We start from the raw sequence: 23,094 nt of genomic DNA, 5'->3' as shown, positions 1-23,094 counted from the left end.
ATGACCATCGAAGCACTGTCCCGCCCGCTGGCCGGCGCAAAGAAGTCGGTTGCTTTATCCGGCATCGTCGCGGGGAGAACGGCCCTCTGCACCGTCGGTCACAGCGGCAATGATCTCCACTATCGTGGCTACGACATCCTCGACATTGCCGAAGCCTGCGAGTTCGAGGAGGTCGCTCACCTCCTGGTTCATGGCAGCCTGCCGACTGCCGACGAGCTTGCGGCTTACAAAACGAGGCTCATGGCGTTTCGCGGCCTGCCGGCAACCGTGCGCAACACGCTCGAAGCGATCCCGGCGGCGGCGCATCCAATGGACGTAATGCGTAGCGGTGTCTCCGCGCTCGGATGCGTAGTGCCCGAGACCCATGATCACAATCCCGCTGCAGCGCGCGATGTCGCCGACCGGCTCTTGGCCAGCCTCGGTTCCATGTTGCTCTACTGGCACCATTATGCCCGCAACGACCGTCGCATTGAGGTGGAGACGGACGACGAGACGATCGCGGGCCATTTCCTGCATCTGCTTCGGACATATGCTCCCGGCGAAGCGGATATTCGGGCCATGCATACCTCGCTCATCCTCTATGCCGAGCATGAGTTCAACGCCTCGACCTTCACGGCCCGCTCGATCGCCAGCACGGGCGCCGACATGTATTCCGCCATCACCGGTGCCATCGGCGCCCTGCGCGGGCCGAAACATGGCGGCGCCAACGAAGCTGCCTTCGATATCCAGCTGCGCTATGCGGACGCCGACAGCGCGGAAGCCGATATCCGCCAGCGCCTTGACGCCAAGGAGGTGATTATCGGCTTCGGCCATCCCGTCTATACGATCGCGGATCCACGCAACCAGGTAATCAAGGAGGTGGCGCGTCGCCTTTCCGGCGAAAGCGGTCAGGCAAAGCGATTTCAGATCGCCGAGCGCATCGAGACGGTCATGGCGGAACGAAAGAAAATGTTCGCCAACCTCGATTGGTTCAGCGCCGTCGCGTATCAGCTGCTTGGCGTGCCGCGTGCAATGTTCACGCCACTTTTCGTCATCGCCCGCACCTCGGGCTGGAGCGCCCACGTCATGGAGCAGCGCGTGGACAACAAGATCATCCGGCCTTCGGCCCACTATGTCGGCCCGGAGAACCGGCCCTTCCAGCCCATCCAACTTCGCGGCGAAGCCTGCCCGGCGCCGCAACATGTTTAGGCCATCAACCATGCCCTATCTTCTTGCATCCGATCATCCTTCCGAGCCTGCCGAGAAGCGCTTCCGGGCATTGCTCGGCGAGGGCAGCATCGTGCGAATCCCCGGCACTCACAACGGCATGGCCGCGTTGCAGGCCAAAGCCGCCGGCTTCGATGCGCTCTATCTTTCGGGAGCGGCCATGACCGCTTCCATGGGCCTGCCAGACCTCGGGATCATCACCGTCGACGAGGTCGCCTTCTTTATCCGACAGGTGGCGCGGGCAAGCGGCCTTCCGGTCGTCGTCGACGGCGATACGGGCTATGGCGAAGCGCTGAATGTCATGCACATGGTGCGCACATTCGAAGATGCCGGCGCTGCCGCCGTGCACATCGAGGATCAGTTGCTGCCCAAGAAGTGTGGGCACCTCAACGACAAGAAGCTGGCAGACGCGCGCGATATGGCGGCCAAGGTCGCGGCTGCTGCAAAGACCCGCCGGCATCTCTATCTGATTGCACGGACAGATGCGGTGGCCAGCGAAGGGCTCGATGCCGCGGTGGATAGGGCCAGGCTCTACCTCGAGGCGGGGGCCGATGCGATCTTTCCGGAGGCATTGACCACTCCGGAGATGTTCCGGGAATTTGCAAACCGCCTGCCGAACGTGCCGCTTCTCGCCAACATGACTGAATTTGGCCGGACGCCGTTCATCACGGCAGCCGAGTTCGAGGCCATGGGCTATGCGATGGTGATCTGGCCGGTCTCATCGCTGCGCGTCGCCAACAAGGCGCAGCAGCGGCTATACGCGGCCATCCGCCGCGATGGCGGGACCAAGGCAATGATCGACGAGATGCAGACCCGAGCGGAACTTTACGATCTCATTGGCTTGAAGGAATATGAGACGCTCGATGCGTCGATCGTCCAAACGGTGGCTTCGCCCGCTACAGCTTTTCCCCGTCCAGATCAGCGGGAAAATTAACGCTGTGGCTGTCTTAGCCCGATAGAAACGTCCCTTTTGTCCCCGTTAGAAATGTCACTTTGAGCAGCCTGAATTGTGAATCGGCCCCGAAAATTCTCGACGGAAATCAACACGACCACTGCATCACCTGTTCGATGAGCCGGTCGGGTAACGTCTGGGATAATGCGGCAATGGAAAGCTTCTTCTCGTCACTCAAAACCGAGCGGACAGCTCGCAAGGTCTACAGGACAAGGGATGACGCTAGCGCGGAAGTCTTCGATTATATCGAGCGCTTCTATAACCCGCAGCGAAGGCACTCGACCCCTGGGGTATATGAGCCCCGTCGAGTTTGAGGAACAAGCTATGCTAGCCTAACCTCGTGTCCGCAAAACCGGCAGCAGCTCAGCGCGCCAAACAGCGCCAGAATTTCTCCGCTAGCGTCTCTTTAGTCTCAGACCATTATCAGCGAGAAACTCGATACCCGCCCTTTCAAAGGCCGCAACTATTGCGACAAGATTGTTCGTGATCGGCAGCCTGAGGCCTCGTTCGAAATCAACGATCGTTTGACGGGATATTGCTGCATTCTGGGCCAGCTGTTCCTGGCTCCATCCCAACATCGCCCGTCCAGCTCGACATTGTTCGGGGGACAAATCAGGTCTCAATGTTGTACTTTCTGACTGACATTTTACAATATGAGTGTGAGCCTTGCGTACAACTGGGTGACATGAGGCAAATATGCCACCCAGTCTGGCCACACACCCAAGCTGTAAGGAGCTCGGATCATGGTTGATTCTGAGACTAGCACGAGTCTGTCCAGAGTATCGCGAAGGTACGTTCTCTCTACCTTAATGGCGGCCGCTGGCGGCACGGCCTTCGGCGCCTCTTTGGGGAAGAGCGTGACCGGCGAAACATCGCACGACCCGGCGATCGTCGCCTGGAGATCCTGGCGCTCCGCTTCCCGGAGGGCACACGCCCTCTGCCGCAAGCAACAACGTCTCGAGACGCAGCTTGCCTGCAGGATCGGCTTTCCCTCTGTGACCTTGGACGATCCCGCTCTCGACGAACCTGTTCGGATCAGATCATTACGGGCATTCGAGGCTCTCGCGTCCTCCGTGCCATCTGTTCGTCATATGCGTGCTTTCGTGGAGGCAGAGCTGAGCGCCCATCACGCGCTTTGGGAAGATGCCGATGGCATGCTCGGATACTCGGCCGCCTTGCAGGAAGAGAAGGTTGCGATGGCAGACGAACAACGACTTGCCGACGAACTTTTTGACGCGGATGCCATGTCAATTCCTGGCGTCCTTGCAAAGCTGGAGGCTCTGATTGCCCTTGACGCTCCGAGCGAGCACTCGGATGAGCGGCCCTGGCCACAGCTCCGACGGATACGCGCTGAACTCACGCGCTTGTTGGAGCGTCAGGCCCGCCAAACCGTTTGAATACTACAAGGTGGAGCACCTCAGCTATTTTCGACTTACCACAACCAAATACCGCTTCCGCCTTGTCTTTCACGCTCTCGTAGAGAGCGTCAGTGCTCCCGCTGGCGCGCTACGAGCTGTGAAAACCAATTGTTGGGACTCAACAGGCCGTTGGACTTTTTCCAACTCGAATGCCTCTTATGGCCGCCATTCTTACGGCTCGCTGCCTTGCTCTGCCAATCAAACTATGTAGGTTGCTCCTATGTTGTCGACCTCAAACCATGCGCAATTTTCCGATGCGATCGGCGTTGGCTCCTACACCGCCGGGGAAGCCGCGCGTCTGCTCGGTACGTCAGCGGTTAATATCAACCGTTGGCTTCGAGGTTATCGTTTCCGTCGCAAGGGCGAAGAACACTACGTTCCCCCGCTTTGGAAGTCGCAGCACGCCGAAATTCATGAGCATCTCGAAATCGGTTTCCGTGACTTGATCGAGTTGCGGTTCGTAAATGCGTTTGTAGACGCTGGCGTCGGGCCTCTCGCAATTCGAAACTGCCTTAATTACGCGAGGCAGCAGGTAAACGACGATAGGCCCTTTTCAACTCAACGTTTTCGAACCGACGGAAGAACCATCTTTCTGGAAAGCGCCGTCCGCTCAAAGGAGCCGAGACTTCTCGATTTGAAGCGCCGGCAATACGTCTTCAAACAGGTGATCGAACGCACCTTTAAAGATCTCGATATCGAAGACCATGCGGTGGCTCGATGGCGTCCGTTCAACGGGAAACGTTCAATCGTGATCGACCCCGCAAGGGCATTTGGGCAACCGATCGCCTCGGAATTCGGAATACCAACTGTAACGCTTGCTGACGCGGTTCAAGCAGAGGGCTCTATCGAGAGGGTCGCTCGGCTCTTTGAGGTATCGACGGCGTCCGTTCGCGACGCCGTTCAATTTGAGCAAAGCCTTTTGATAGCGGCATGAAGGTCCTCTTCGACGAGAACCTTTCCATTCGTATCGCTCGATCCTTGGGCGCTTTGTTCGAAGGCGAGCATGAAGTCGTTCATATCCGGGATCGCTTCGGTACAGGCGTAAAGGACGCGCAATGGATAGAGGCTTTAAGCGCTGAGGGACGTTGGATCGTTATTTCCGGCGATCGTCGTATAACCCGCAATCGAGCTGAGCACGCCGCGTTCCGCGCGTCCCACCTCATCGGCTTCTTTCTTTCAAAGGGCCTATACAAGTCGCCGGTGATCAAACAAACCGAGCGGATACTCGCTCTTTGGCCGACGATCGAGGCGCAGTCAGGCCTCGTCCAAGGTGGGGCCATGTTTGAGCTCCCCATGAAGAGCTCAAGGCTAAGTCAGATATAGCAGGCCAGGATCAGCACGAGGGCGCGCGCTTAAGGCGCGCTGCCCGGGCCTCGCAGGGGAGGTCGAACCGGCCCGCCAGATGCCCAAGCTTTCGGCCTTGGCGGCATTTGCGTCAGCCGTAGTGCAGAATATCGGGCCCAGGGCAACTGGCGGCTCAAGCGGGATTCGAACTCGTCTTAGAATCGCGGCTATGCTGCAAGTTTTGGTATGGCTCTCTCGACCAATCGCAAGAATCGGGTGTTGCGAGCCCCCGCAACTACTTTTGCCATGAATCAATAAACGTCCAGGTCTGATCGCCTCGACGGTTTTTTTGCATTCGTAAGCTTGCATCTACATAGGTAAAGTCATTCTTCAGACGATTGACAGGTCCGACCGGCAACTCATTCGTCCCGCGGGCGGGCGGCCCAACGATCGTTGCCGAGCATCCCAACACGGACTATTGCGGAATGACGAACTTCGCATCCCCTTGTCGACCTTCGCAGATAGGGGACATCGTTTCATACACCCAGCAATGAACCCTCTCGCGCTGCCTGCGCCAATTGTTGTGAAGTCGAGTCGACAAACGTGACGGTTTCGTTGAGCGGCGCCCGGCCCGTGCGCACGTAAGACTCTGTGACGTCCTCGTACCCGATCGACATGCCGCAGAACAGGATGAGCCGTTCGGGCGGTGACAGGATCTCCGCGACGGTCTTGCGATACACCGACCACGCCATCTGGGTGCAGCTGTGCAACCCCTCGCCGCGCAGCAGCAGCATGACAGTCTGAAGATACATGCCGACGTCGGCCCATTGGGGTACACCCAGGTCGCGGTCGATGTAGCAGAACAGGGCGGCGGGCGCGCCGAAACAGTCCCAATTGGCGGAAGCAGCTCTCTGACTTGCTTCCCAGTCGCCGTCAGCAATGCCGAGTGCGCTGTAGCGTTCATGGCCGAAGCGGGATCGGCGCTCGCGGTAGGGAGATTTCAGGTCGGCTGGGTACATCTCGTACTCCCGCTCGTCCCAGGGGTCGCGAGCGGCCACGCGTCTCCCGGCGCGCTTCTTGAGCTCGGCAAGCGGCGATCCGGTCACCACATAGGTGTTCCACGACTGGAGGTTCGATCCGGACGGGGTCCAGTTCGCCGCGAACAGCACCCGCTCCAGCACCTCCTTCGGGATATCCCGGCCCGTAAACCTGCGCACCGCCCGTCGGCTCATGACCGCCTCATACACGTCCATGATCGTTCACCTTCTCGTTGCCAAGTCCCCAGCAACCAGAAGGTAGCAATTCGTGATGAGCCGGCCCATTCTACGAGGTGTCAGTCCGTGCACGACATTTGGCGAGACGAAGTCATACCGATGGCTAGACCAGGCCATACCCACGTCAAGCAAATCCGAATGATGAGCATGGCGACTTCGCTCTCAGTGACGAGCTTCGGGCGTGCGTGTCCGGATGACGGGCCACCCGGTCTTTGCGGTGGCCGACCGCTCAGGGGCGACAGCCGAAGACGCAGGTCGCGGCGCCAATACCTGCTTAACGGTCGCCGGTGCCTTGAAGCCAGGGGGCCGGTCTCGGCCCAACAACGGCCATGGAAAAACAAGCCGCTGGATTGGCATGACGGCCGTTATCGGCAGTCTCTTGACGACCAGAAGCGGCCCTACTGCGGCACATGGCTTGGCGTCCTGGACCAGCCGTAAACATCGGGCGTTGCGAGCCCCTTGCAAGCACTCTTGTCATAGCCGTCGAGATACGTGTCCAATTTGATCTCTCCGGCGATAAAGGCTCGATGCGGCGGGAGGGCAACGTATGCCCCCTTACTCTGCCCCGATCCGAGCACCTTTCTCCGCGACGGAGCGTTTCATCAGCAGCACGGCGAACAAAAGCGCGACCATGACGACGGCCAGCACCCAGAAGACATCGAAGTAGGCGAGCGACGATGCCTGTTGCTGGCGAAGATTTACGAGCGACTGCAAGGCCAGTTGCTGCGCGGCGACCGGATCGCCGGTCTGCTGCACGAATGCTCCAGAAGCCTGATCGAGGAACGAACGCGCAGCCGCATTGAAGGGGTCGAGCCATTCGCCAAGTCGGAGGCTGTGGAACTGGTCACGGCGCTCCTGCACCGTCTGGGCCAGCGAGGTTCCCACGCTGCCGCCCTCGTTGCGCAGGAGGCTCAACAGGCCGACCGCTGCCCCGCGTAACGCCAGTGGCGTATAGAGGTAAGCTGCCACATTCGCGGGGGCGAAGCACATGGCAAGCCCGACGATCAGCACCACGCGCGGCCAGATGGCCTGCCCGGGACTGATGTCCAGGTTCATCTGCGACATCCAGTAATTTCCAGCGGCCATGGTCAGGAGACCCGCGGCAATCACCCATCGCGCATCGGTTCCACGACCGAGCAGGCGCGCCACCAACGGCATGGCGATGACCGCAAAGAAGCCGGCCGGCGACATGACCAGCCCGGCGCTCAAGGCGTCGTAGCCGAACAGGGACTGGAGCAAGGCAGGCAATGAGGTGCTGGCGGCATACAGCACCGCGTAAGCGCAAAAGATGATGACGCAGCAGGCGATGAAATTGCGCTCGCGCAACGGCCGGAAATTGACCACTGGACTAGGATGGCGCAGCTCCCAGACAATCAGCCCGGCCAAGCCCACGGCAAACAGGGTCGCCAGCGTCTGCACACGCCAGAATGGGTCGCCCAGCCAGTCCCATTCCTGACCCTTGCTGAGCACGACCTCCCAACAGACAACGACGACAACCAGCAGCGTCAGGCCGACGCCGTCAAAACTGAACGGTTGCTTGCGCAGCTCCGTGCGCTGCTCTGTGAGGTAATCGGGATCCCGCAGCGTGATGGCGCATGCACCCAGGGCCAGGAGGCCGATGGGGACGTTGATCCAGAACACCCAGCGCCAGGAATAGCTGTCGGTTATCCAGCCACCGAGTGTCGGACCGACGACGGGTGCGATCAGCGCGGCGAGGCCAAACAGCGTCATGGCCATGCCCTGCCGCTCGACCGGGAAGGCGTCCAGCAGCACACCCTGACTCGACGGCTGGAGACCACCGCCGGCAAGCCCCTGGAGAACGCGGAACAGAATCAATTGCCCGAGCCCCGTGGCCATGCCGCACAGCCCCGAGGCGAGGGTGAACACAGCGATGGAAAGCAGGAAGTAGTTGCGACGCCCAAGATGGGCGATCAGCCAGCCGGTGATGGGCAGGATGATCGCGTTGGCGGCGAGGTAGCTGGTGATGACCCACTCGCCATCATCGACGGTGGCGGACAGGCCACCGGCGATATAGCGCAGCGCCACGACCGCAATCGTGGTGTCGAGCACCTCCATGAAGGTTGGTATCACGACAACGGCGGCGACCACCCAAGGATTGATAGCCCGGTGGGATCGGGAGCTGGGCAGTGATGGCGACAGGGCAGTGTCGGTCATTGCTCTGCTCCCGGCGCGCTGGCCGTTGCAGCGGACTGCAGGAACTTGCCGGCGTCGGGTCCGGTCGCCGGCTCATTGATACGAACATAAGGAACGACCGAGGTGCCGATGAACAGAGGTGTCTGATCGGCATTATAATCGACAAGATCGATCCGGACCGGCAGTCGCTGGACCACCTTGACGAAATTACCCGTGGCGTTCTGGGGCGGCAGCAATGCCAACGTCGATCCAGTTCCCATGGTGAAGCCGCCGATCCGGCCCTTGAAGACGCGCTTGCCGCCATACATGTCGACGTACAGATCGACAGCTTGCCCGATGCGAAGATCGCCCAACTGCGTCTCCTTGAAGTTCGCGTCAACCCAGATCTCGTTGAGCGAGCGAACCGCCATCAGGTTCTGGCCGACCTGCACGTAGTTGCCCGGATTGACGTTGCGGCGCGTGACAACGCCGTCGATTTCCGCGACGATATCGCAGTAACGCAGGTTGAGCTCGGCCTGCGCGAGTTCGCGTTTGGCCGCTTCGAGTTTTGCTTCCGCCTGCTTAACGGCCGGGGCATTGGCTTCGTACCGGGCGAGCGTCTTGTCGATATCGCCCAGGTTTTCGAATTGGTCGAGCATCGCTTTCGGACCCTGGACGAACGAGTGCACGACGCCGAGCTGGGCGGCACTTTGAATGAGCCCCGCCTGCGCCTCGAGGACGGACGAGAAGGTCTCGTCGAGATCGGGAGGTACCTGGCCCAGGTCGGCGCCCCCTTCAGGTTGGGCCGGCAGCCCGAGGGAGACGCGGATCTGCTGTGCCTCTGCCATGCTTTGGGCGAGGTCGGCGCCGGCCGCGCTTAGCTGCGCCTGCCGCTGGTCGTAGACCGCGCGCGACACGTCGGCCGCTGGGACCAGCCGTCGTGCCCTGTCGAACTCGATCTGCGCCAGAGCCAGCGCGGCCTTGCTCTTGTCCACCACAGCAGCTCGCGCGTGGAGAAGCGCGACCTGGTTATCCACGTCCTGCACGGCATGTTGCAGGTTCCAGCGACGGCTCCTTGCTTCCGCTTCAACCGCGCGCACGGCGGCCGTCGCCGCCTGGAGGTCCGCCTGAGCGGTGTCGACGGCCGCCTGCTTCTGGGAGACGACGACCCGGTACGGCTCCTTATCCAACTCGGCGAGGAGATCTCCCTGGTGGACCCGGTTATTGTCATCCACCAGAACGCGGGAAATCTGTCCCGGCACGCGCGGGGCAACAAACGTCACATGCCCGTTCACGAATGCGTCGTCCGTGGAGGCAGTGCTGAGCATCTCCTGGAGCCACGGGACGCCCACCGCGAGAAGACCTACCGGGATTGCGACGCAAACCGCGCGCACCAGCAGCTTTCGCTTCCAGGAAGCTTTTCCGGCCTGCTGTGGCGCCGGGCTCGGCTCCGGAGGTGCCTGCGATAGACTGACCTCTTGGGCAACCGAAGCATCTGCATCCGCAGTACGTTGCACATTGATGGAAGCTGGCTTGCTGCTCTTGTCGGACATATTCGGACACCCGTTGCAAGGGATGAAACCGGCGGTGGCGGACAACGTGAAAATGGGAGACCCGGGACCCGGGAAGAAACGACCACGTCACCTGAGTGACAAAGTTCCCCAACGATTTTCGCCTGCTTTCAATTCCCCAGGCCGAACCCTGTCGCCCATTGATTGCAGAACAATTGATGCTCACAGGGTGAACCTTCGATGAGATGATCGGTATCACGCCTAGGTATAGGTCCCTATCGCCGATCGTTGGGTGCGTCTCGACCTCAGGGGAGAAGCCCAACATGAGAAGGTTATGAGAGCGGGGACTGCATGAAGCACTCACTTAGAGAATTGGACAACTGTCGCTGGAATCAGTGCCCGTGTCACAAGCAGCGCCAGCGCCGGGCTTGCGTCGCCGGCCAAGGAGTGCTGCGTGCAATACATGGATTTCCATAAGGTGCGGCTTCGGTTCGGCAGGACTAGGATAGTGACGTAAGCTCGCTAGCCCAGATCCTAACTCTGAGCACAAGTGCTATACACGGCGCTGATAGGCTGCAGGCTTTCTTTGTAGGGCAGGAGAAGCCAATGACGACCGCGCCCAACTCATTTGGCGAGACCGACTTTGAAGCAACCCGGGAGCTAAACCTGGACCTGGACCGATCTAGACCGGAATCGCAGGGAATTGGTCGACCTCTCGCTCCAAATGAACTCGGCGCGTCTCATGACGACTCGATTACTGACCTTGAAAGAACTTTGTTGTCTAATGTCTGGTCGCACCGCCCCCAATTTTGGGCACTAGGGCTTTTTATTGCGGCCTATGTTTTGGGCTGCGGATTCGCTCAGTCGCTCGCAATCGTACCTGGAACGGGCATTTCCATTTGGCCTCCGAGCGGGCTCTTCATCGCTGCGCTTATCCTGGCCCCAAGATACAGCTGGCCGTGGTGGGTGCTGGGCGGCTGTCTGGCTGAACTGTTCAGCAATTTCTTGTGGTTCCACAGTCCACTGCCCGCGGCCATCCTGATCTATGCCGGCAACGCTCTTGAAGCGGCGACCGGAGCCTGGCTCGTGAACAGGACCTGCAGATCACCAGTTCGGCTAGAAACCTTGCAGGAGGTTCTCGCATTCGTTGCACTGGCCGGCGGAATTGCGCCAGTCGTAAGCGCGACGATAGGAAGTGCGACACTTGCATGGTTTGGCATGCAATCGCAAACCTTCGCGGCGGCCTGGCCTCTATGGTGGATCGGAGACGCCACCGGGGTCCTGATCGTAGCACCACTGGCGCTGGTCGTGTTCCAGAACTGGCGCGGCAAGGCCCAGCTCTCGGCCGCGCGATGGATGGAAGCTTGCGTCCTGGGGCTGATCTTTCTCGGCGTCGCCGCCCTTTCCTTGAGCGGTTATCTGCCCTTTGCCTACATCATCATGCCGCCTCTTCTTTGGGCCGCGGCGCGCTTTGAGTTCAGAGGTGCTGCCGTCGCGTTGACGCTCCTTGCTCTGATCACGGCGTTATTCACGGTATCCGGCGCCAGTCAATTTGTCGGCGATCCCGCGTCCGAAAGGCACACGCAGATCATGCTGCAGCTTTTTCTGGCCATCTCGGCATTTTCGGCACTCATCGTGGCCGCCATATCCCGGCAGCACCAGCTGGCGGTGCTTACGTTGCGCAAGAGTGAACGGGAGCTTCAGCAGATGCTCGACGCGCTTCCGATCCGGATCTGGAGCGCGACACCAACCGGCGGACCTTTATACTTCAATAAGCGATACCAGGACCATTTCCGCGCCGTTGTCCCCAACTTCGAACCTTTTGAGGAGCCGGACATCGAGAAGTTGGCACAAGAGCTGATTCATCCCGAAGACGCTCCCGTGGTGCAGCGCACGCTGCGGAATTGTTTCGAAACGGGCGACGCCTCCGTGATGCGGTTTCGTTGGCGTGAGAAAGACGGCGCCTATCGCTGGGCGGAGTGCAGGGTGGAGCCTCGGCATGACGAAGACGGAGCGGTTGCGCAATGGTACGGCGTCTCCATCGATATCGACGATGAGATGCGTGCGCAGGAGGCGTTGCGCGAGCGAGAGCGGGAACTCTCGTTGCTCGTGGACATGGTTCCAAGCAATCTCTGGCGCGTGGCCCCTGACGGGGAGACCACCCTCGCCAACAGGCACATGGCGGACTTTCTCGGCATGAATCTGGAGGACAAGCGCCAACTGGAAGTGATGTTCAATACGATCTTCCACCCCGACGATATGCAGGCGGTGTGGGACGTTTTCGGACGCTGTCTCCGCACGGGTGAGCGTTTTGCCATGAAGTATCGCCTTCGGCGCGCGGATGGTGTGTATCGCTGGATGTCGGGCCGCGCCGAGCCGATGCGGGATGAGAGCGGACGCATTGTCCAATGGTTCGGCCTCTGTCACGACATAGACGATCAAGTGCACGCCGAAGAGGCATTGCGGCGCGCCTCCGACCAGCTCGCCCAGGCGACACGGGCCGCAAGCCTGGCTGAGCTTTCCGCCTCGATCGCCCACGAAGTGAATCAGCCGCTGGCGGCGATCGTTGCGAATTCCCACGCATGTCACCGTTGGCTGTCCGCCGAGCCTCCAAATCTCGAACGCGCGAAGATCACGGCCGAGCGCATCACCCGCGACGCCAACTCGGCCGCAGATGTCGTTAGCCGCATTCGCGCCCTCTTCCGTCGCACGCCGCAGGCCAGGTTGCCGGAAGAAGTCAACCACGTGATTGGCGAAGTCTGTCGGCTGATGGCCGACGAGATCGCAACAAGGAGCATCCGCATCGAAACGGATCTTGAGCAGGACCTGCCGGCGGTCGCGCTCGATCGTGTCCAGGTACAGCAGGTGCTCGCGAACCTGATCCGGAACGGGATGGAGGCGATGGACGCGGTGGTTGACGGATCCCGCATGCTCCAGATCCGCGCATGCCGCGACGGTCCCGACGCGATACGGGTCGAGGTTCGTGACTCTGGAACTGGTTTCAAGGACGCTGAGCGCCTCTTCCAGCCGTTCTTTACTACCAAGCAGCAAGGAATGGGCATGGGGCTCGCTATCTGCCGCTCGATCGTCGAAGCACATGGGGGTCGACTCTGGATGGCTAACAATGAGACGCGCGGGGCGACCGTTGCCTTCACGCTGCCATTGGCGGCGAGCGAGGCGCCATGAGCCCGCGCGAGGAAATGGTCTTCGTGGTGGATGATGACACCAGAGTGCGCGAGGCGGTCGGTGAACTGCTGGAGTCGTGGGGATGGCGGGCTGAGACGTTCGCCGCAGCCGCGGACTATATCGCCTATGCGAAGCCTGATCTCCCCGCGTGCCTGATCCTTGATGTCGAGTTGCCGGACATCAACGGCCTGGAGTTCCAGAAGCAGCTATCCTCCGAGGTCCATCCCCCAATCGTTTTCATCACGGGGCATGGCGACATTCCATCTTCGGTGCGCGCCATTCAGGGCGGCGCTGTCGACTTTCTCACCAAGCCGGTCGGGGAGAACGATCTGATCGCAGCGGTTCGGGCGGCGATCGACCAGGACCGCATTCAACGATTGGCGCGAGCAGAGCAGGCCGAGCTTGTTCGCCGCCTGGCGGTTCTTACGCCGCGAGAGCGCGAGGTACTGCCGCTGGTGGTCAGCGGCCTCCTGAACAAACAGGCGGCCGCAGAACTCGGCATCAGTGAGATCACCATTGAAATTCACCGCAGCAAGATCATGCAGAAGATGCAGGCGGCGTCGCTCGCAGACCTGGTGCGGATCGCCGAAAAACTTCAGATCCCAGTCACTCATTCCAGACGTTCAGGAAGCTCGTGAGAATGTCCAATCCGAAATCCCTTGTGGCGATCGTCGATGATGACCAGCGCGTGCTCGAGTCGCTCGAGGAGCTTCTCGAGTCAGCGGGGCACACCGTGCGGGCATTCTCGTCGGCCCGAACCCTGCTCAACAGCAATGCCTTGTCTGAGATCGATTGTCTGATCACGGACATCGGCATGCCCCGTATGGACGGTTTCGAGCTGCAGCACGTGATGAGTGAGAGACGCCCCGACCTGCCGGTGATCCTGATCACCGGCCGCCACGAGATCGCCGAGCTGCCGCAGGCAAAGCACAATTGGTTCTTCCGCAAGCCTTTCGACGGGCAGACATTGCTCGCGGCGATTGGCGATGCTCTGACTAAAAAGGAGAATTCCCCATGAGCGTGAGCCATGAGAGTAGAGTGCTCCGCCGATCCCAGGCGGTGGGCAATCAGGCCGAAGCGGATCGCCCGCTGGTTATCCTCGTAGATGACGATGACAGTATCCGCGAGGCGTTGCACGAGCTGACCCTATCGGCGGGCCTCGACGCGATCAGCTTCGCCTCCACGCGTGATTTGCTTGAGGCCGAGCTCCCGGATCGGCCAGGCTGTGTTGTCTCCGATGTGCGAATGCCGGGCCTGAGCGGGCTGGATCTTCAATGTCGCCTAGCTGAAAGCGGTGACGCCAAGCCGATAGTCTTTCTCACGGCCCATGGCGACATTCCGATGTCGGTGCAAGCAATGAAGGCTGGCGCGGTCGATTTCCTCACCAAGCCGGTGCGCGACCAGATACTGCTCGACGCGATCGCGGTGGGCATCGAGCGCGATATCAAACAGCGGGCGCATTCGCGATTCGTAAAGGAGCAACTAGGCAAGCTCGCCTTGCTTACTCCGCGCGAACGTCAGGTGCTGCGGGAAGTCGCGGTCGGCCGGCTGAACAAGCAGATCGCTTTCGACCTCGGCATCAGCGAGATCACTGTCAAGCTCCACCGTAGCAATGTCATGCGCAAGATGGAGCTTACTTCCGTCGGCGAGCTCGTTCGCGTCTGGGAGGCGCTGCCCGCCGACGTGCGTGAGGGGGGCGAGGCCTAGTTTCTCGCGATCCTAGGCGCGTCCGACCAAATCGAGGAAACGCCCGTCCCGAGCCCGCTGACGGCACTCCGATGGCGGACTTATGTCGTCGATACAACGCGAACGAACCAGACGACGCTCTATTTCGAAACCAGAGAAATCGTCGAATGCGTGGAAGGGCGTACTGGCGATATCGCCGCTACAAACACCCATCAGCGCGCGGCGCGGCCGTCCCGCTGAGTTGCCGACAGACAACCATGGCGAGTCCCCAGACAATGGCCGTGATTGCAACGCAGACCGCGCCGAGGCCGGCGTATCCGACCTCCATGATCACGGCGCCGCCGAACAGGGGACCTACGGCGAAGCCGACCAGATAGGCGGACCCCGCTGCCGCGGCCCAACGCCCGCTGCTGTCGAGCGCGGCGGCGAGGCCGAACAGGTAAGGGATTGAGAAGTAGAAAATGACGACCGACGCGACGAGGGCGACGACATAGACGGTCGGGTTGTGGGAGAGACACAGTGCGAGCGTGACGAGTGTGAAGACGACGCAGAAGCCGGAGATGGGAATCGCTCTTCCCCAGCGCACGTTAAGCGCGGTCGCGGCTCCCGCGCCCGCAAGACCGACCAGCGTTCCGACGGTCAGCGCATAACCGACCGAGTTCGTGTTAAGGCCTGACCGCTCGCCCAGAGGTGCGCTGAACGTATAGACCGCGGCGGAGACCGTGAGGTAGAGCACGACCGCCGCGAGCGTCGTGATGCCAAGCAGTGGCGAGACCCGCGTTGCGCCGGTCGCAACTGCGCCATGACTTTGGACGCGGGCGCCAGGTATGAGGAGCAGGAGCGGCGCGAGTGCTAGGGTCACGCCCGCGATCAGCGAAAGGATGCCGCGAAGCGCGAATGTCGCGGTGAGCTGACCACCCACTGCGAAGAGCGCGACGCTGCCCAAGGCCCAGACAACTTGAAAGTAGCCATAGACCTTATCCGGGTTACTGGAACGGGAGGCGACGATGGACAGCGACACTGCGTAGAGGGCGCCCTCGCCAACGCCCGCCAGGCCGCGCAGCAGGGCGACAGACGCCAACGAAGCGCCGAAGATCGATGCGCCTTGTGCGAGCAACGCAAGCGCGACCGCCAGGAGGCTAACGCGCCGATTGGAAAACCGCGGCAGGACGGGCGCGATTGCGATCGCTGCGAGGGCGAGGGTCAGGAACTCGACGGTGGCAACCAAGCCGGCGTCGCGTTCCGAAAGCGAGAGACCCGCCATCAACCCGTCGATCATAAAGGGCGACATCTGCGTGACCAGCCCGCCGATCACCTGCGCGACAATCGCCCCGACCACAAGGGATACAGGATCGCGAGCCTCCGAAGCATCACGTGGGCTCATGACGCCTCTCTCGCCACTAGTGGAAGCGTAAAGGCGACGGTCGCCCCACGCGTCTCATTGTTGGCCGTCCAGAGACGGCCCCCGGTGCTCCGATGATCAAATGGCCAATAGCGAGTCCCATGCCCATGTCGCTCTGCTTGGTTCTGAAGATTGGCTCGAGAACACTACCACCAGCACGCAGCAATTCCGACTAGGGGTGCCACGAACAAAAGGTCGGCTGTTATTGGGGACACACTGATATCACGATTGGATGCTCCGGTGGGGCGAATAAAACCCGGGCGATCGTCGACGTTTCGTTCAACGCCTCAATGCCAATGCCGGCAAACTCAAGCTTTCACGCAAATCCGCCATAGCTTAGCAACACCAATGGAGATCCATGCATCTCACATGGAAGTGAATAAGCAGGGAGTCCACACGCCAATCATAGACCTTCGACAGGACAGTCCCGCCCTCGAACACCATCCGCTTCCCTCGCAGAGGATTGAAGAGGATTTGCAGCACTTCACTGAGTCAGACGTCATCCTGATACTGCGCCACCGCCGGTGCTTGGTCGCGCTCCCGATCAATGACCGGCGCTCTGACCTCCGTCCACATGAAGGATTTCACCGGTCACGAAGCTCGCCGACTCAAGGTAAAGGACCGCGTCGACGACGTCGGACACCTCCCCCATCTGTCCGAGGGGAAGAAGATCACCGAGTTCGCGATGAGTCTCGGGAGGATGCATTGAAGATTTGACTGGCCCGGGAGCAACAGCGTTTACGCGTATGCCGCGTTTTGCATACTCGATCGCAAGCGATTTGGTCGCGGCATTAAGGCCGCCCTTTGTTAGCGCGGCGAGAACGGCCGGCACCCGGGCGTCGGCATGCTCGTCCATGCTCGTCGTGATCTGCACGACATGGCCGCTACCGTGCTTTTCCATCTCGGCGACCGCCAGTTGTGTGATGTGAAAAAATCCGGCGATGTTCACTCCAAGAATGTCCGCATAGTCCGCCTGTGTATATTGGGTAAAGGGCCTGGATATAAAGATGCCGGCGTTGTTGACGAGCGAATCGATACGTCCGAACCGCGCAATACCTTCAGATATTGTTCGTTCGGCGGTTTTCCGCTCGGTGATATCACCGGGGACCACGAGGATGCCGTCGTCCTTCGAAGGCTTGATTGAGCGAGCCGTAGCGACCACTCGATAGCCACGATCTCGGTAGGCCCTAACGAGGGCCGCTCCAATGCCTCGCGATGCTCCTGTTATGACGGCGACTTTCTGTTGAGTGCTCATTGTATGCGTCCTTTGTGCATCGCTAGTCCGGCGCGGAGCGCGTGAGCGGACCGCGGCGTACCATGGATTCGAGGACATTATTAAGGGTTCAGATTGGACTGGGACATTCACAATGGGGATAGTCCAAGACCGGCATTGGCTCAGAGAAAGCTATACCTAGGCATAGGTTACCGAGCTCGTGACCTCGGCGAGCAGATGCCCATCGAAGTGATTGCCGAAACTTCGACCAATCCGACTTCAACTCCGCAAAGTGCTTTTTGTCACACCGGCAGAGACCGCCGCAAATTCTGTAAAGCGAGGCTAAGAATGCGGACTGCTTCAGCAGCGCATCGGCGCATGTCTCTGAGCGTACCGGAGCAAACGACCTGAGTCCGAGGTCAGAAGCAGTGGGCCCGTGACTACTCTTGGGCGTCCTCCCTTCTAACGCTTGCTGTTTCCATGATCGTTGTTCCGGAGGGCTCAAAAGCCTTTGAGATAGAACCTGCGCCGGTCCTTATCCGCGCGGGTATAAGGACCTAGACCTCCGTATTATTGCCGCGAGTTAGACATTCTGACAAATTGTTGAAATGCATATTCACGAAGCCACTGAAGAAAAATCAGGTATATGTTATTCTAAATTGCCTCTCTACATTCAGCATAGTGTACATAGCATAAATATTATTTGAGTTAAGTAGTTTTATCAACGAAACTTTTGTTAATTTTACTCAACACGCGATTGTCGTATCTGAGTCCAACTAACACCAAGCGTCTCAATCAAAGGAGAGAAAATATGAAGATCGTGATTATGGGTGGGAGCGGCCTCATCGGGTCGAAGGCTGCGGCAAATCTACGCCAACGCGGTCACGAGGTTATCGCAGCCTCACCCAAAAGCGGTGTCAACACCATCACCGGCGAGGGGCTCAAGGAGACCATCTCCGGCGCACAGGTGGTGATCGACCTCACCAACTCGCCCTCATTTGAAGACAGGGCGGTGCTGGAATTTTTCGAGACCTCCGGGCGAAATATTCTCGCCGCAGAGGCCGCGGCAGATGTCGGCCACCATGTCGCGCTCTCCATCGTCGGAACCGACCGTACGACAGACAATGGCTACTTCCGCGCTAAGGTCGCGCAAGAGAAACTAATCAAGGCGTCAGGTATCCCCTACACCATCATCCGCGCGACCCAGTTCATGGAATTTCTCAGCGGCATAGCCGATGCAAGTATGAACGGAGATAAGGTCAGGCTCCCACCGGGCATGTTCCAGCCCATCGCCGCGGACGACGTTGCTCATGTCGTCGCAGATACTGCTCTCGCGGCGCCCCGAAACGGCATCATCGAGATCGCTGGCCCAGAGCGGGCACCGTTCAATGAAATTGTTGCCCGATATCTGAAGGCGGTCGGTGACAAGCGCGAAGTGGTGCGTGACCCCGAGGCCCGATATTGGGGCGGCCGGGTCGAGGAACTGTCCCTCGTGCCCTTGGGTGTGGCTCGCCTCGGCCATATCGGTTTCGACGAATGGCTTCGTCGCTCGCGGGCAGCAGCGTGACCCCGCATCGGCAACCCAAAGGATAGGCTCAATGAAACGCATCCTCTGCTCGCTGCTTGTTGCCATCCTGCCGTTCGGCGGATCGCTCGCGGCCGCTCCGCAGTCAAAAAACGCCAAGGTGGCCCTTGTCTACCAGCACGAACTACCGAACGTTCCAGGCAAGAGCATCAAGGGCGTGCTCGTCGAGTATGGGCCGGGCGGCTATTCTCCCGGCCACACGCATCCCAAATCCGCATTCATCTACGCGACCGTGCTTGAGGGAACGATCCGTAGCCAGGTCAACGATGGACCGGCGACGGTCTACAAGGCCGGACAGAGTTTCTCTGAGCTGCCCGGCGACCGCCACGTCATCAGTGCCAATGCCAGCCAGACCAAGCCGGCCAAGCTCCTCGCTGTATTCGTCGTGGACACGAATGAGACAGAACTGACGAGCCCACTCGGGAACTGACACAATTAGCCATGGCGTAGGTTGCTCGAGCAGCCGACGCCATGGACACTGTCGGGTTGCTAAGGTGAGCGCGGGACAGGCGTGACATTCAGTCAAATAGGCAGTGGCGTTGCCGCTGGCACTTTACTTCTAGTTAATCATCGCCCCTTTGCGAACGACCTTCGGCGCCTTCGAAGGTCGTGTTATTTGCGTTGGATATGACGCCGGCATCGGTGCACGTCGTTCTGAGAGAACAGCTCTCGCCGATAAAATCGCAGCCCTCAAGGAGCGCAAAGACGTCCTCTCTTCGAACGACGCCTAGTTCGTCAGATTGACAACAACCTGGGCATCGGCGAATGCGACCGGGAGGCCTTCTGCGCTGACAGTGTTGATACCGGTACTCGTGAGCTTCACCTCGTGGCCTTCTCGGTGCAGCCGATACATGGTATTCGAACCGATGATGCGGCTCCCACCCATCATTACGATTCACGAGTTGATGATGTTATTTTCCAAGTCTTTGTCCGCGTAATTATCGGCAACCTGAATACTCGTGGTCACGACCTTGTGTATTGAATAGCCGAACAGGTAAAATGCTCGCCTGCCATTTCGTTGGCCGCGAGAAGAAACCGGAAAAATTCTCGCGTTCATCATTCCTGTTGTGTCCGGTTGACACGGCTATACAAAATCATTCGCAAATCTGACGCTTCACGACAGCTATACCTGGGGCTATATTATCCTCTCCGTTGGTACTAAGACCTAGCAAGTAGGTAGCTGGGTGCGGCACTTCCTCAAAATGGATTGGCGCAATTTAATTCGCACACCAGACATCGGAGCTAGCCTTGCAGGCCGAATTTTGGACTTCCAGTTTCCGAGTTGTGAGATCGCTTCGGAGCACGCCTAACCGGCACGAAGCGCGGGCTCTTGCCAATTTCTCCCAATGATAGGGGTCAGGCTCGCCCTGTTTTCATAGCCGGCCGTCGAAGGCAGGAGCCACTGGCGTGCCCAAGGGGTGCCAAAGACTAGGCACCCTATTACCCTATACATTGGTATGAGACACGCTGAACCATTCAATATATCGACGGCAATATGCGGCCTCTGTTATTTTCCTGCAGTCATCTGAGCCGAAAAAAAGCCCAGGCTGTTGCGACTGATCTGGGCAAGACTACTGTTCGGCCACTGGCAGATCTTCATGCAGGGCAGACACGATTCAGCAGCGCTTATGTAGATGCTTACCAGGAACCATCAACCTCGAGAGGATTTACCCATGCATTCACAGCTGAGCCGCCGACTGACGAGGATGGCTGTCTATGCCATGGTCTCGTTCAACGTCATCCTCCTGACAATTAACGGGGTGGTCATGATCATCGTGCCGTACACCTGGTACGAACTTGTTCCTGGCGTGACCGACACGGGCTTCTTCAATCAGCATTTCGTCCGCGACATCGGCATGATCCAGGTGTTGCTGGGGCTGGCCTTCCTATTCGGCATGAGCATGCCCTCAAGGAGGATCGATTTCTGGCTGGCGGCCACAGTCTGGCTTTCGGCCCATGCCCTCTTCCACTTCTGGGAGGTTGCCGTCTGCATCAGCCCCGTCTCGGCGATCCCCCGTGATTTTGTTGGCGTGACCCTGCCAGCGCTGGTCGGCATCCTGCTGTGCCTCTGGGCCTTGAGCCAGGGCGTTCGTGACAACTCGATCGAAGGAACCGCGCCGCTGCCGAGCCGCATTTGAGGCAGGCGCCCGCTTTTGTTGAGATCGAACCCTTCAGGAAGCACAACATGAAAATCGTCGTCATCGGTGGCACCGGCTTGATTGGAGCCAAAGTAGTGACCCTCTTGAGGCTGGGTAATCACGAGGTCATCTCCGCTTCACCCTCGACCGGCGTCAGCACGATCACTGGCGAGGGCCTGGCCGAGGCGTTAAGCGGCGCCGAAATCGTCGTGGACGTTTCGAACTCGCCGTCGCTGAAGAAAAATGCCGCATTGGCCTTCTTCGAGATCTCAGGCCGGAACCTCCTGGCCGCGGAAGCGGCGGCCGGCGTACGGCATCACGTGACCCTGTCCGTGGTGGGTACCAATCGCCTTCCCGAGAGCGGATATTTCCGGGCGAAGATGGCACAGGAGAACTTGGTCCGGGCTTCGAACGCGCCCTTTACGATCCTCAGATCGTCACCCTTCTTCGAATATATCAACGGCATTGTGGAAGCCGATGCGGAGGGCGACACGCTGCGGGTGTCGCCAGCCTACGTGCAGCCCATAGCCGCCGACGATGTCGCGCTAGCCCTTCGAGATGTCGTGTTGGGGCGTGCCCAGAACGAGGAGATCGAGGTGGTCGGACCCGACAGCTTTCGTCTCAGCGACCTTGCGCGTACGATCCTCGCGGCCAATGAGGATCCCCGCTTCGTCATTGCGGATCCGGAGGCCCTCTATTTCGGCGTGGTCCTACGGGACGACACGCTCATGCCGGGCGACCATCCACGCTTTGCACCGACGCGGTTCGAGGACTGGCTGCGGAGGGCGATTGCCGAGACGCTCACACCTGCCTTCTAAGCCGCGAGCAGATACCAGCTCGTCGCCTTCGGCAGTCACAGAGGTTAGCAATCGCCTCGGCGAAGTTTGGCGCCCGGCTTCATGCAATCGTTATCCTGTCAGAGACACCCCCCATGCCTGGAGACCAACACGAGCTGACACTCATCCTGATCAACGTAATGGGACTCTTCGGGATTCTTGTGTGGCTCCTCCAAGGACGAAGGCGCCACACCGCTCGCCTTGTGGTGCAGATCGCGTTCTTCTCAGGCATGACGCTTGCGTTGGTTGTCGGCGATGTCTCACCCTATAGACTTGACCAGACGAATGCTGACGAGATCGGCGCACTCCTCGGAAGATCGGCGCTGGTCTTGTGGTGGATGCACCTTGCCTGGACCATTATCGGCGCTGTACGCCTCTACATGGCCTACGGTCACAGGCCAAGAGAGGCGCATCTGCTCCTCGATCTGGTCAGCGCTGTTGTTTACCTCAGCGTGACGCTTTCAATAGTTGGGTTTGTGTTCGATGCCCCGATTGGCACGCTTGTGGCGACGTCCGGCGTCGTCGCCGTCATTATCGGTCTGGCGCTGCAGAACACTCTCGGCGATGTCTTCTCCAGCATCGCCCTCACCCTTGAGCGGCCATACGTGCTCGGGGATTGGATTCAGTTGGGTGATGGCACCAGTGGACGCGTTGTAGAGACCAACTGGCGCTCAACGCACCTGCTCACCGGTGCCTACGACCTCGTTGTCCTACCCAATAGCGTTTTAGCGAAGCTGGGCCTCACTAATCGCAGCCGGCCCGACGAGGCCCATCAAATGACGTTGGTGATACGCATCGCCGCCTTGCAGAGGCCTCATGTGATCGAAAATGTGATGAGAAATGCGCTCCTGGCCTGCAAACATATCGTTATGGAACCGCCGCCGGTTGTCGCGTTGCAGGAGATAGACGCCGCAGCCATCAAGATCGAGCTGCAGTTCGCCGTGGCCAATCCAGCCAGCCGGACACCGGCAAGAAACGAAGTGATCGACCAAGTTTACCTTCAATGCAAGCACAACCATCTCGCGCTGGCAATGCCTCCGGAAAGCTATCGTCTACCTCTATACGCACCTGATGGAGGTAATCGTGATGCTTTGCGTTTGGTAGGTGACTCTGAAATCACCGGATGAAGCCCCCTGCATGTTGATTTCAGTTGAGAAATGACTCTGTGGGACAGAATTTTTTTCTATCGAGAATTGATCGACGTTTGAACCTCTTATACCAAGGGGCGTGGATTCTGACTCAAGGGGATTCCGCAAATCAGCGTGATCTG

Annotated in this window: 20 protein-coding genes and 1 pseudogene; 15 read left to right on the top strand and 6 right to left on the bottom strand. The window is 59.5% G+C overall.

Annotated elements, in window-relative coordinates; all coding sequences use genetic code 11:
- The 3 genes and pseudogenes from prpC to QQL24_RS29565 all read left to right on the top strand — a co-directional run.
- A complete protein-coding gene (gene prpC / locus QQL24_RS29575) occupies positions 1-1,188 on the top strand; it encodes a bifunctional 2-methylcitrate synthase/citrate synthase (RefSeq protein ID WP_284315900.1) in 1,188 nt (395 codons plus the stop codon).
- Positions 1,189-1,198: 10 nt separating this feature from the next.
- Positions 1,199-2,140, top strand: a complete 942-nt coding sequence (gene prpB, locus QQL24_RS29570; protein WP_284315899.1) for a methylisocitrate lyase — start codon at positions 1,199-1,201, stop codon at positions 2,138-2,140.
- Positions 2,141-2,253: 113 nt separating this feature from the next.
- Positions 2,254-2,494 (top strand): annotated as a pseudogene (locus tag QQL24_RS29565) (IS3 family transposase); the annotation flags it as partial.
- Between the two features lie 59 nt (positions 2,495-2,553).
- Here QQL24_RS29565 and QQL24_RS29560 read toward each other — a convergent pair.
- Positions 2,554-2,736 (bottom strand): helix-turn-helix transcriptional regulator, encoded by a 183-nt coding sequence (locus tag QQL24_RS29560; protein ID WP_284315898.1) that lies wholly within the window; start codon positions 2,734-2,736, stop codon positions 2,554-2,556.
- Positions 2,737-3,015: 279 nt separating this feature from the next.
- Between QQL24_RS29560 and QQL24_RS29555 the strand changes: the two genes are divergently transcribed.
- The 3 genes from QQL24_RS29555 to QQL24_RS29545 all read left to right on the top strand — a co-directional run bounded on the left by QQL24_RS29555 (position 3,016) and on the right by QQL24_RS29545 (position 4,899).
- Positions 3,016-3,555 carry a hypothetical protein gene (locus QQL24_RS29555; protein WP_284315897.1) on the top strand — a complete coding sequence of 180 codons (540 nt, stop codon included), beginning with the start codon at positions 3,016-3,018 and terminating at the stop codon, positions 3,553-3,555.
- A gap of 241 nt (positions 3,556-3,796) precedes the next feature.
- On the top strand, positions 3,797-4,510 hold the full coding sequence (locus QQL24_RS29550; RefSeq protein WP_284315896.1) for a hypothetical protein: 714 nt from the start codon (positions 3,797-3,799) through the stop codon (positions 4,508-4,510).
- Positions 4,507-4,899: a DUF5615 family PIN-like protein gene (locus QQL24_RS29545; protein WP_284315895.1), complete on the top strand. Its 393-nt coding sequence runs from the start codon at positions 4,507-4,509 to the stop codon at positions 4,897-4,899. The genes QQL24_RS29550 and QQL24_RS29545 overlap by 4 nt, the downstream gene beginning before the upstream one ends.
- 497 nt (positions 4,900-5,396) lie before the next feature.
- Here QQL24_RS29545 and QQL24_RS29540 read toward each other — a convergent pair whose 3' ends face one another.
- From QQL24_RS29540 to QQL24_RS29530, 3 genes are all read right to left on the bottom strand, one after another.
- Entirely contained in the window at positions 5,397-6,113 is a 717-nt protein-coding gene (locus tag QQL24_RS29540; protein WP_284315894.1) for a nitroreductase, read from the bottom strand.
- Positions 6,114-6,689: 576 nt separating this feature from the next.
- Complete coding sequence (locus QQL24_RS29535; protein ID WP_284315893.1) at positions 6,690-8,309, bottom strand: DHA2 family efflux MFS transporter permease subunit; 1,620 nt, start codon at positions 8,307-8,309, stop codon at positions 6,690-6,692.
- Entirely contained in the window at positions 8,306-9,820 is a 1,515-nt protein-coding gene (locus QQL24_RS29530) for an HlyD family secretion protein (protein WP_284315892.1), read from the bottom strand. Before QQL24_RS29530 ends, QQL24_RS29535 begins: the two co-directional genes overlap by 4 nt.
- A gap of 735 nt (positions 9,821-10,555) precedes the next feature.
- On the opposite strand from QQL24_RS29530, the gene QQL24_RS29525 reads away from it, so the two are divergent.
- From QQL24_RS29525 to QQL24_RS29510, 4 genes are read left to right on the top strand one after another with little or no spacing between them, the layout of a single operon-like run.
- Complete coding sequence (locus QQL24_RS29525; protein ID WP_284315944.1) at positions 10,556-12,964, top strand: MASE1 domain-containing protein; 2,409 nt, start codon at positions 10,556-10,558, stop codon at positions 12,962-12,964.
- Positions 12,961-13,602 (top strand): response regulator transcription factor, encoded by a 642-nt coding sequence (locus QQL24_RS29520; protein WP_284315891.1) that lies wholly within the window; start codon positions 12,961-12,963, stop codon positions 13,600-13,602. Before QQL24_RS29525 ends, QQL24_RS29520 begins: the two co-directional genes overlap by 4 nt.
- A gap of 2 nt (positions 13,603-13,604) precedes the next feature.
- The gene (locus tag QQL24_RS29515) at positions 13,605-13,982 is read left to right on the top strand and encodes a response regulator transcription factor (RefSeq protein WP_284315890.1); all 378 of its coding nucleotides are present in this window, start codon (positions 13,605-13,607) and stop codon (positions 13,980-13,982) included.
- Positions 13,979-14,671, top strand: coding sequence for a response regulator transcription factor (locus QQL24_RS29510; protein WP_284315889.1), 693 nt, complete (start codon positions 13,979-13,981; stop codon positions 14,669-14,671). Before QQL24_RS29515 ends, QQL24_RS29510 begins: the two co-directional genes overlap by 4 nt.
- A 178-nt stretch (positions 14,672-14,849) precedes the next feature.
- Here the strand turns inward: QQL24_RS29510 and QQL24_RS29505 are convergent, their stop codons facing one another.
- Positions 14,850-16,034: an MFS transporter gene (locus tag QQL24_RS29505; protein ID WP_284315888.1), complete on the bottom strand. Its 1,185-nt coding sequence runs from the start codon at positions 16,032-16,034 to the stop codon at positions 14,850-14,852.
- Positions 16,035-16,596: 562 nt separating this feature from the next.
- Positions 16,597-17,307 (bottom strand): SDR family NAD(P)-dependent oxidoreductase, encoded by a 711-nt coding sequence (locus QQL24_RS29500; protein ID WP_284315887.1) that lies wholly within the window; start codon positions 17,305-17,307, stop codon positions 16,597-16,599.
- Between the two features lie 769 nt (positions 17,308-18,076).
- On the opposite strand from QQL24_RS29500, the gene QQL24_RS29495 reads away from it, so the two are divergent.
- The 5 genes from QQL24_RS29495 to QQL24_RS29475 all read left to right on the top strand — a co-directional run bounded on the left by QQL24_RS29495 (position 18,077) and on the right by QQL24_RS29475 (position 22,951).
- Complete coding sequence (locus QQL24_RS29495) at positions 18,077-18,832, top strand: SDR family oxidoreductase (RefSeq protein ID WP_284315886.1); 756 nt, start codon at positions 18,077-18,079, stop codon at positions 18,830-18,832.
- Positions 18,833-18,863: 31 nt separating this feature from the next.
- A complete protein-coding gene (locus tag QQL24_RS29490; protein WP_284315885.1) occupies positions 18,864-19,280 on the top strand; it encodes a cupin domain-containing protein in 417 nt (138 codons plus the stop codon).
- 1,276 nt (positions 19,281-20,556) lie between these two features.
- Entirely contained in the window at positions 20,557-20,988 is a 432-nt protein-coding gene (locus tag QQL24_RS29485) for a hypothetical protein (protein ID WP_284315884.1), read from the top strand.
- A 47-nt stretch (positions 20,989-21,035) separates the two neighbouring features.
- Positions 21,036-21,806, top strand: a complete 771-nt coding sequence (locus tag QQL24_RS29480) for an SDR family oxidoreductase (protein WP_284315883.1) — start codon at positions 21,036-21,038, stop codon at positions 21,804-21,806.
- Between the two features lie 113 nt (positions 21,807-21,919).
- Entirely contained in the window at positions 21,920-22,951 is a 1,032-nt protein-coding gene (locus QQL24_RS29475) for a mechanosensitive ion channel family protein (protein WP_284315882.1), read from the top strand.
- Positions 22,952-23,094: the final 143 nt, after the last annotated feature.

Origin of the sequence: Labrys miyagiensis, assembly GCF_030160835.1 — a bacterium.
GTDB lineage: Bacteria > Pseudomonadota > Alphaproteobacteria > Rhizobiales > Labraceae > Labrys > Labrys miyagiensis.
Note: the sequence above shows the minus strand (reverse complement) of the source record. Positions and strands in the feature narration are given on the sequence as shown.

Excerpts from the sequence above, each read along its gene's own strand:
- QQL24_RS29495 (WP_284315886.1), top strand. The coding sequence starts at position 18,077 with ATGAAGATCGTGATTATGGGTGGGAGCGGCCTCATCGGGTCGAAGGCT.
- QQL24_RS29515 (WP_284315890.1), top strand. The coding sequence starts at position 13,605 with ATGTCCAATCCGAAATCCCTTGTGGCGATCGTCGATGATGACCAGCGC.
- QQL24_RS29535 (WP_284315893.1), bottom strand. The coding sequence starts at position 8,309 with ATGACCGACACTGCCCTGTCGCCATCACTGCCCAGCTCCCGATCCCAC.
- QQL24_RS29530 (WP_284315892.1), bottom strand. The coding sequence starts at position 9,820 with ATGTCCGACAAGAGCAGCAAGCCAGCTTCCATCAATGTGCAACGTACT.
- QQL24_RS29480 (WP_284315883.1), top strand. The coding sequence starts at position 21,036 with ATGAAAATCGTCGTCATCGGTGGCACCGGCTTGATTGGAGCCAAAGTA.
- QQL24_RS29510 (WP_284315889.1), top strand. The coding sequence starts at position 13,979 with ATGAGCGTGAGCCATGAGAGTAGAGTGCTCCGCCGATCCCAGGCGGTG.
- QQL24_RS29485 (WP_284315884.1), top strand. The coding sequence starts at position 20,557 with ATGGCTGTCTATGCCATGGTCTCGTTCAACGTCATCCTCCTGACAATT.
- QQL24_RS29490 (WP_284315885.1), top strand. The coding sequence starts at position 18,864 with ATGAAACGCATCCTCTGCTCGCTGCTTGTTGCCATCCTGCCGTTCGGC.
- QQL24_RS29475 (WP_284315882.1), top strand. The coding sequence starts at position 21,920 with ATGCCTGGAGACCAACACGAGCTGACACTCATCCTGATCAACGTAATG.
- QQL24_RS29520 (WP_284315891.1), top strand. The coding sequence starts at position 12,961 with ATGAGCCCGCGCGAGGAAATGGTCTTCGTGGTGGATGATGACACCAGA.
- QQL24_RS29550 (WP_284315896.1), top strand. The coding sequence starts at position 3,797 with ATGTTGTCGACCTCAAACCATGCGCAATTTTCCGATGCGATCGGCGTT.
- prpC (WP_284315900.1), top strand. The coding sequence starts at position 1 with ATGACCATCGAAGCACTGTCCCGCCCGCTGGCCGGCGCAAAGAAGTCG.
- QQL24_RS29545 (WP_284315895.1), top strand. The coding sequence starts at position 4,507 with ATGAAGGTCCTCTTCGACGAGAACCTTTCCATTCGTATCGCTCGATCC.
- QQL24_RS29505 (WP_284315888.1), bottom strand. The coding sequence starts at position 16,034 with ATGAGCCCACGTGATGCTTCGGAGGCTCGCGATCCTGTATCCCTTGTG.
- QQL24_RS29560 (WP_284315898.1), bottom strand. The coding sequence starts at position 2,736 with ATGTTGGGATGGAGCCAGGAACAGCTGGCCCAGAATGCAGCAATATCC.
- QQL24_RS29500 (WP_284315887.1), bottom strand. The coding sequence starts at position 17,307 with ATGAGCACTCAACAGAAAGTCGCCGTCATAACAGGAGCATCGCGAGGC.
- prpB (WP_284315899.1), top strand. The coding sequence starts at position 1,199 with ATGCCCTATCTTCTTGCATCCGATCATCCTTCCGAGCCTGCCGAGAAG.
- QQL24_RS29540 (WP_284315894.1), bottom strand. The coding sequence starts at position 6,113 with ATGGACGTGTATGAGGCGGTCATGAGCCGACGGGCGGTGCGCAGGTTT.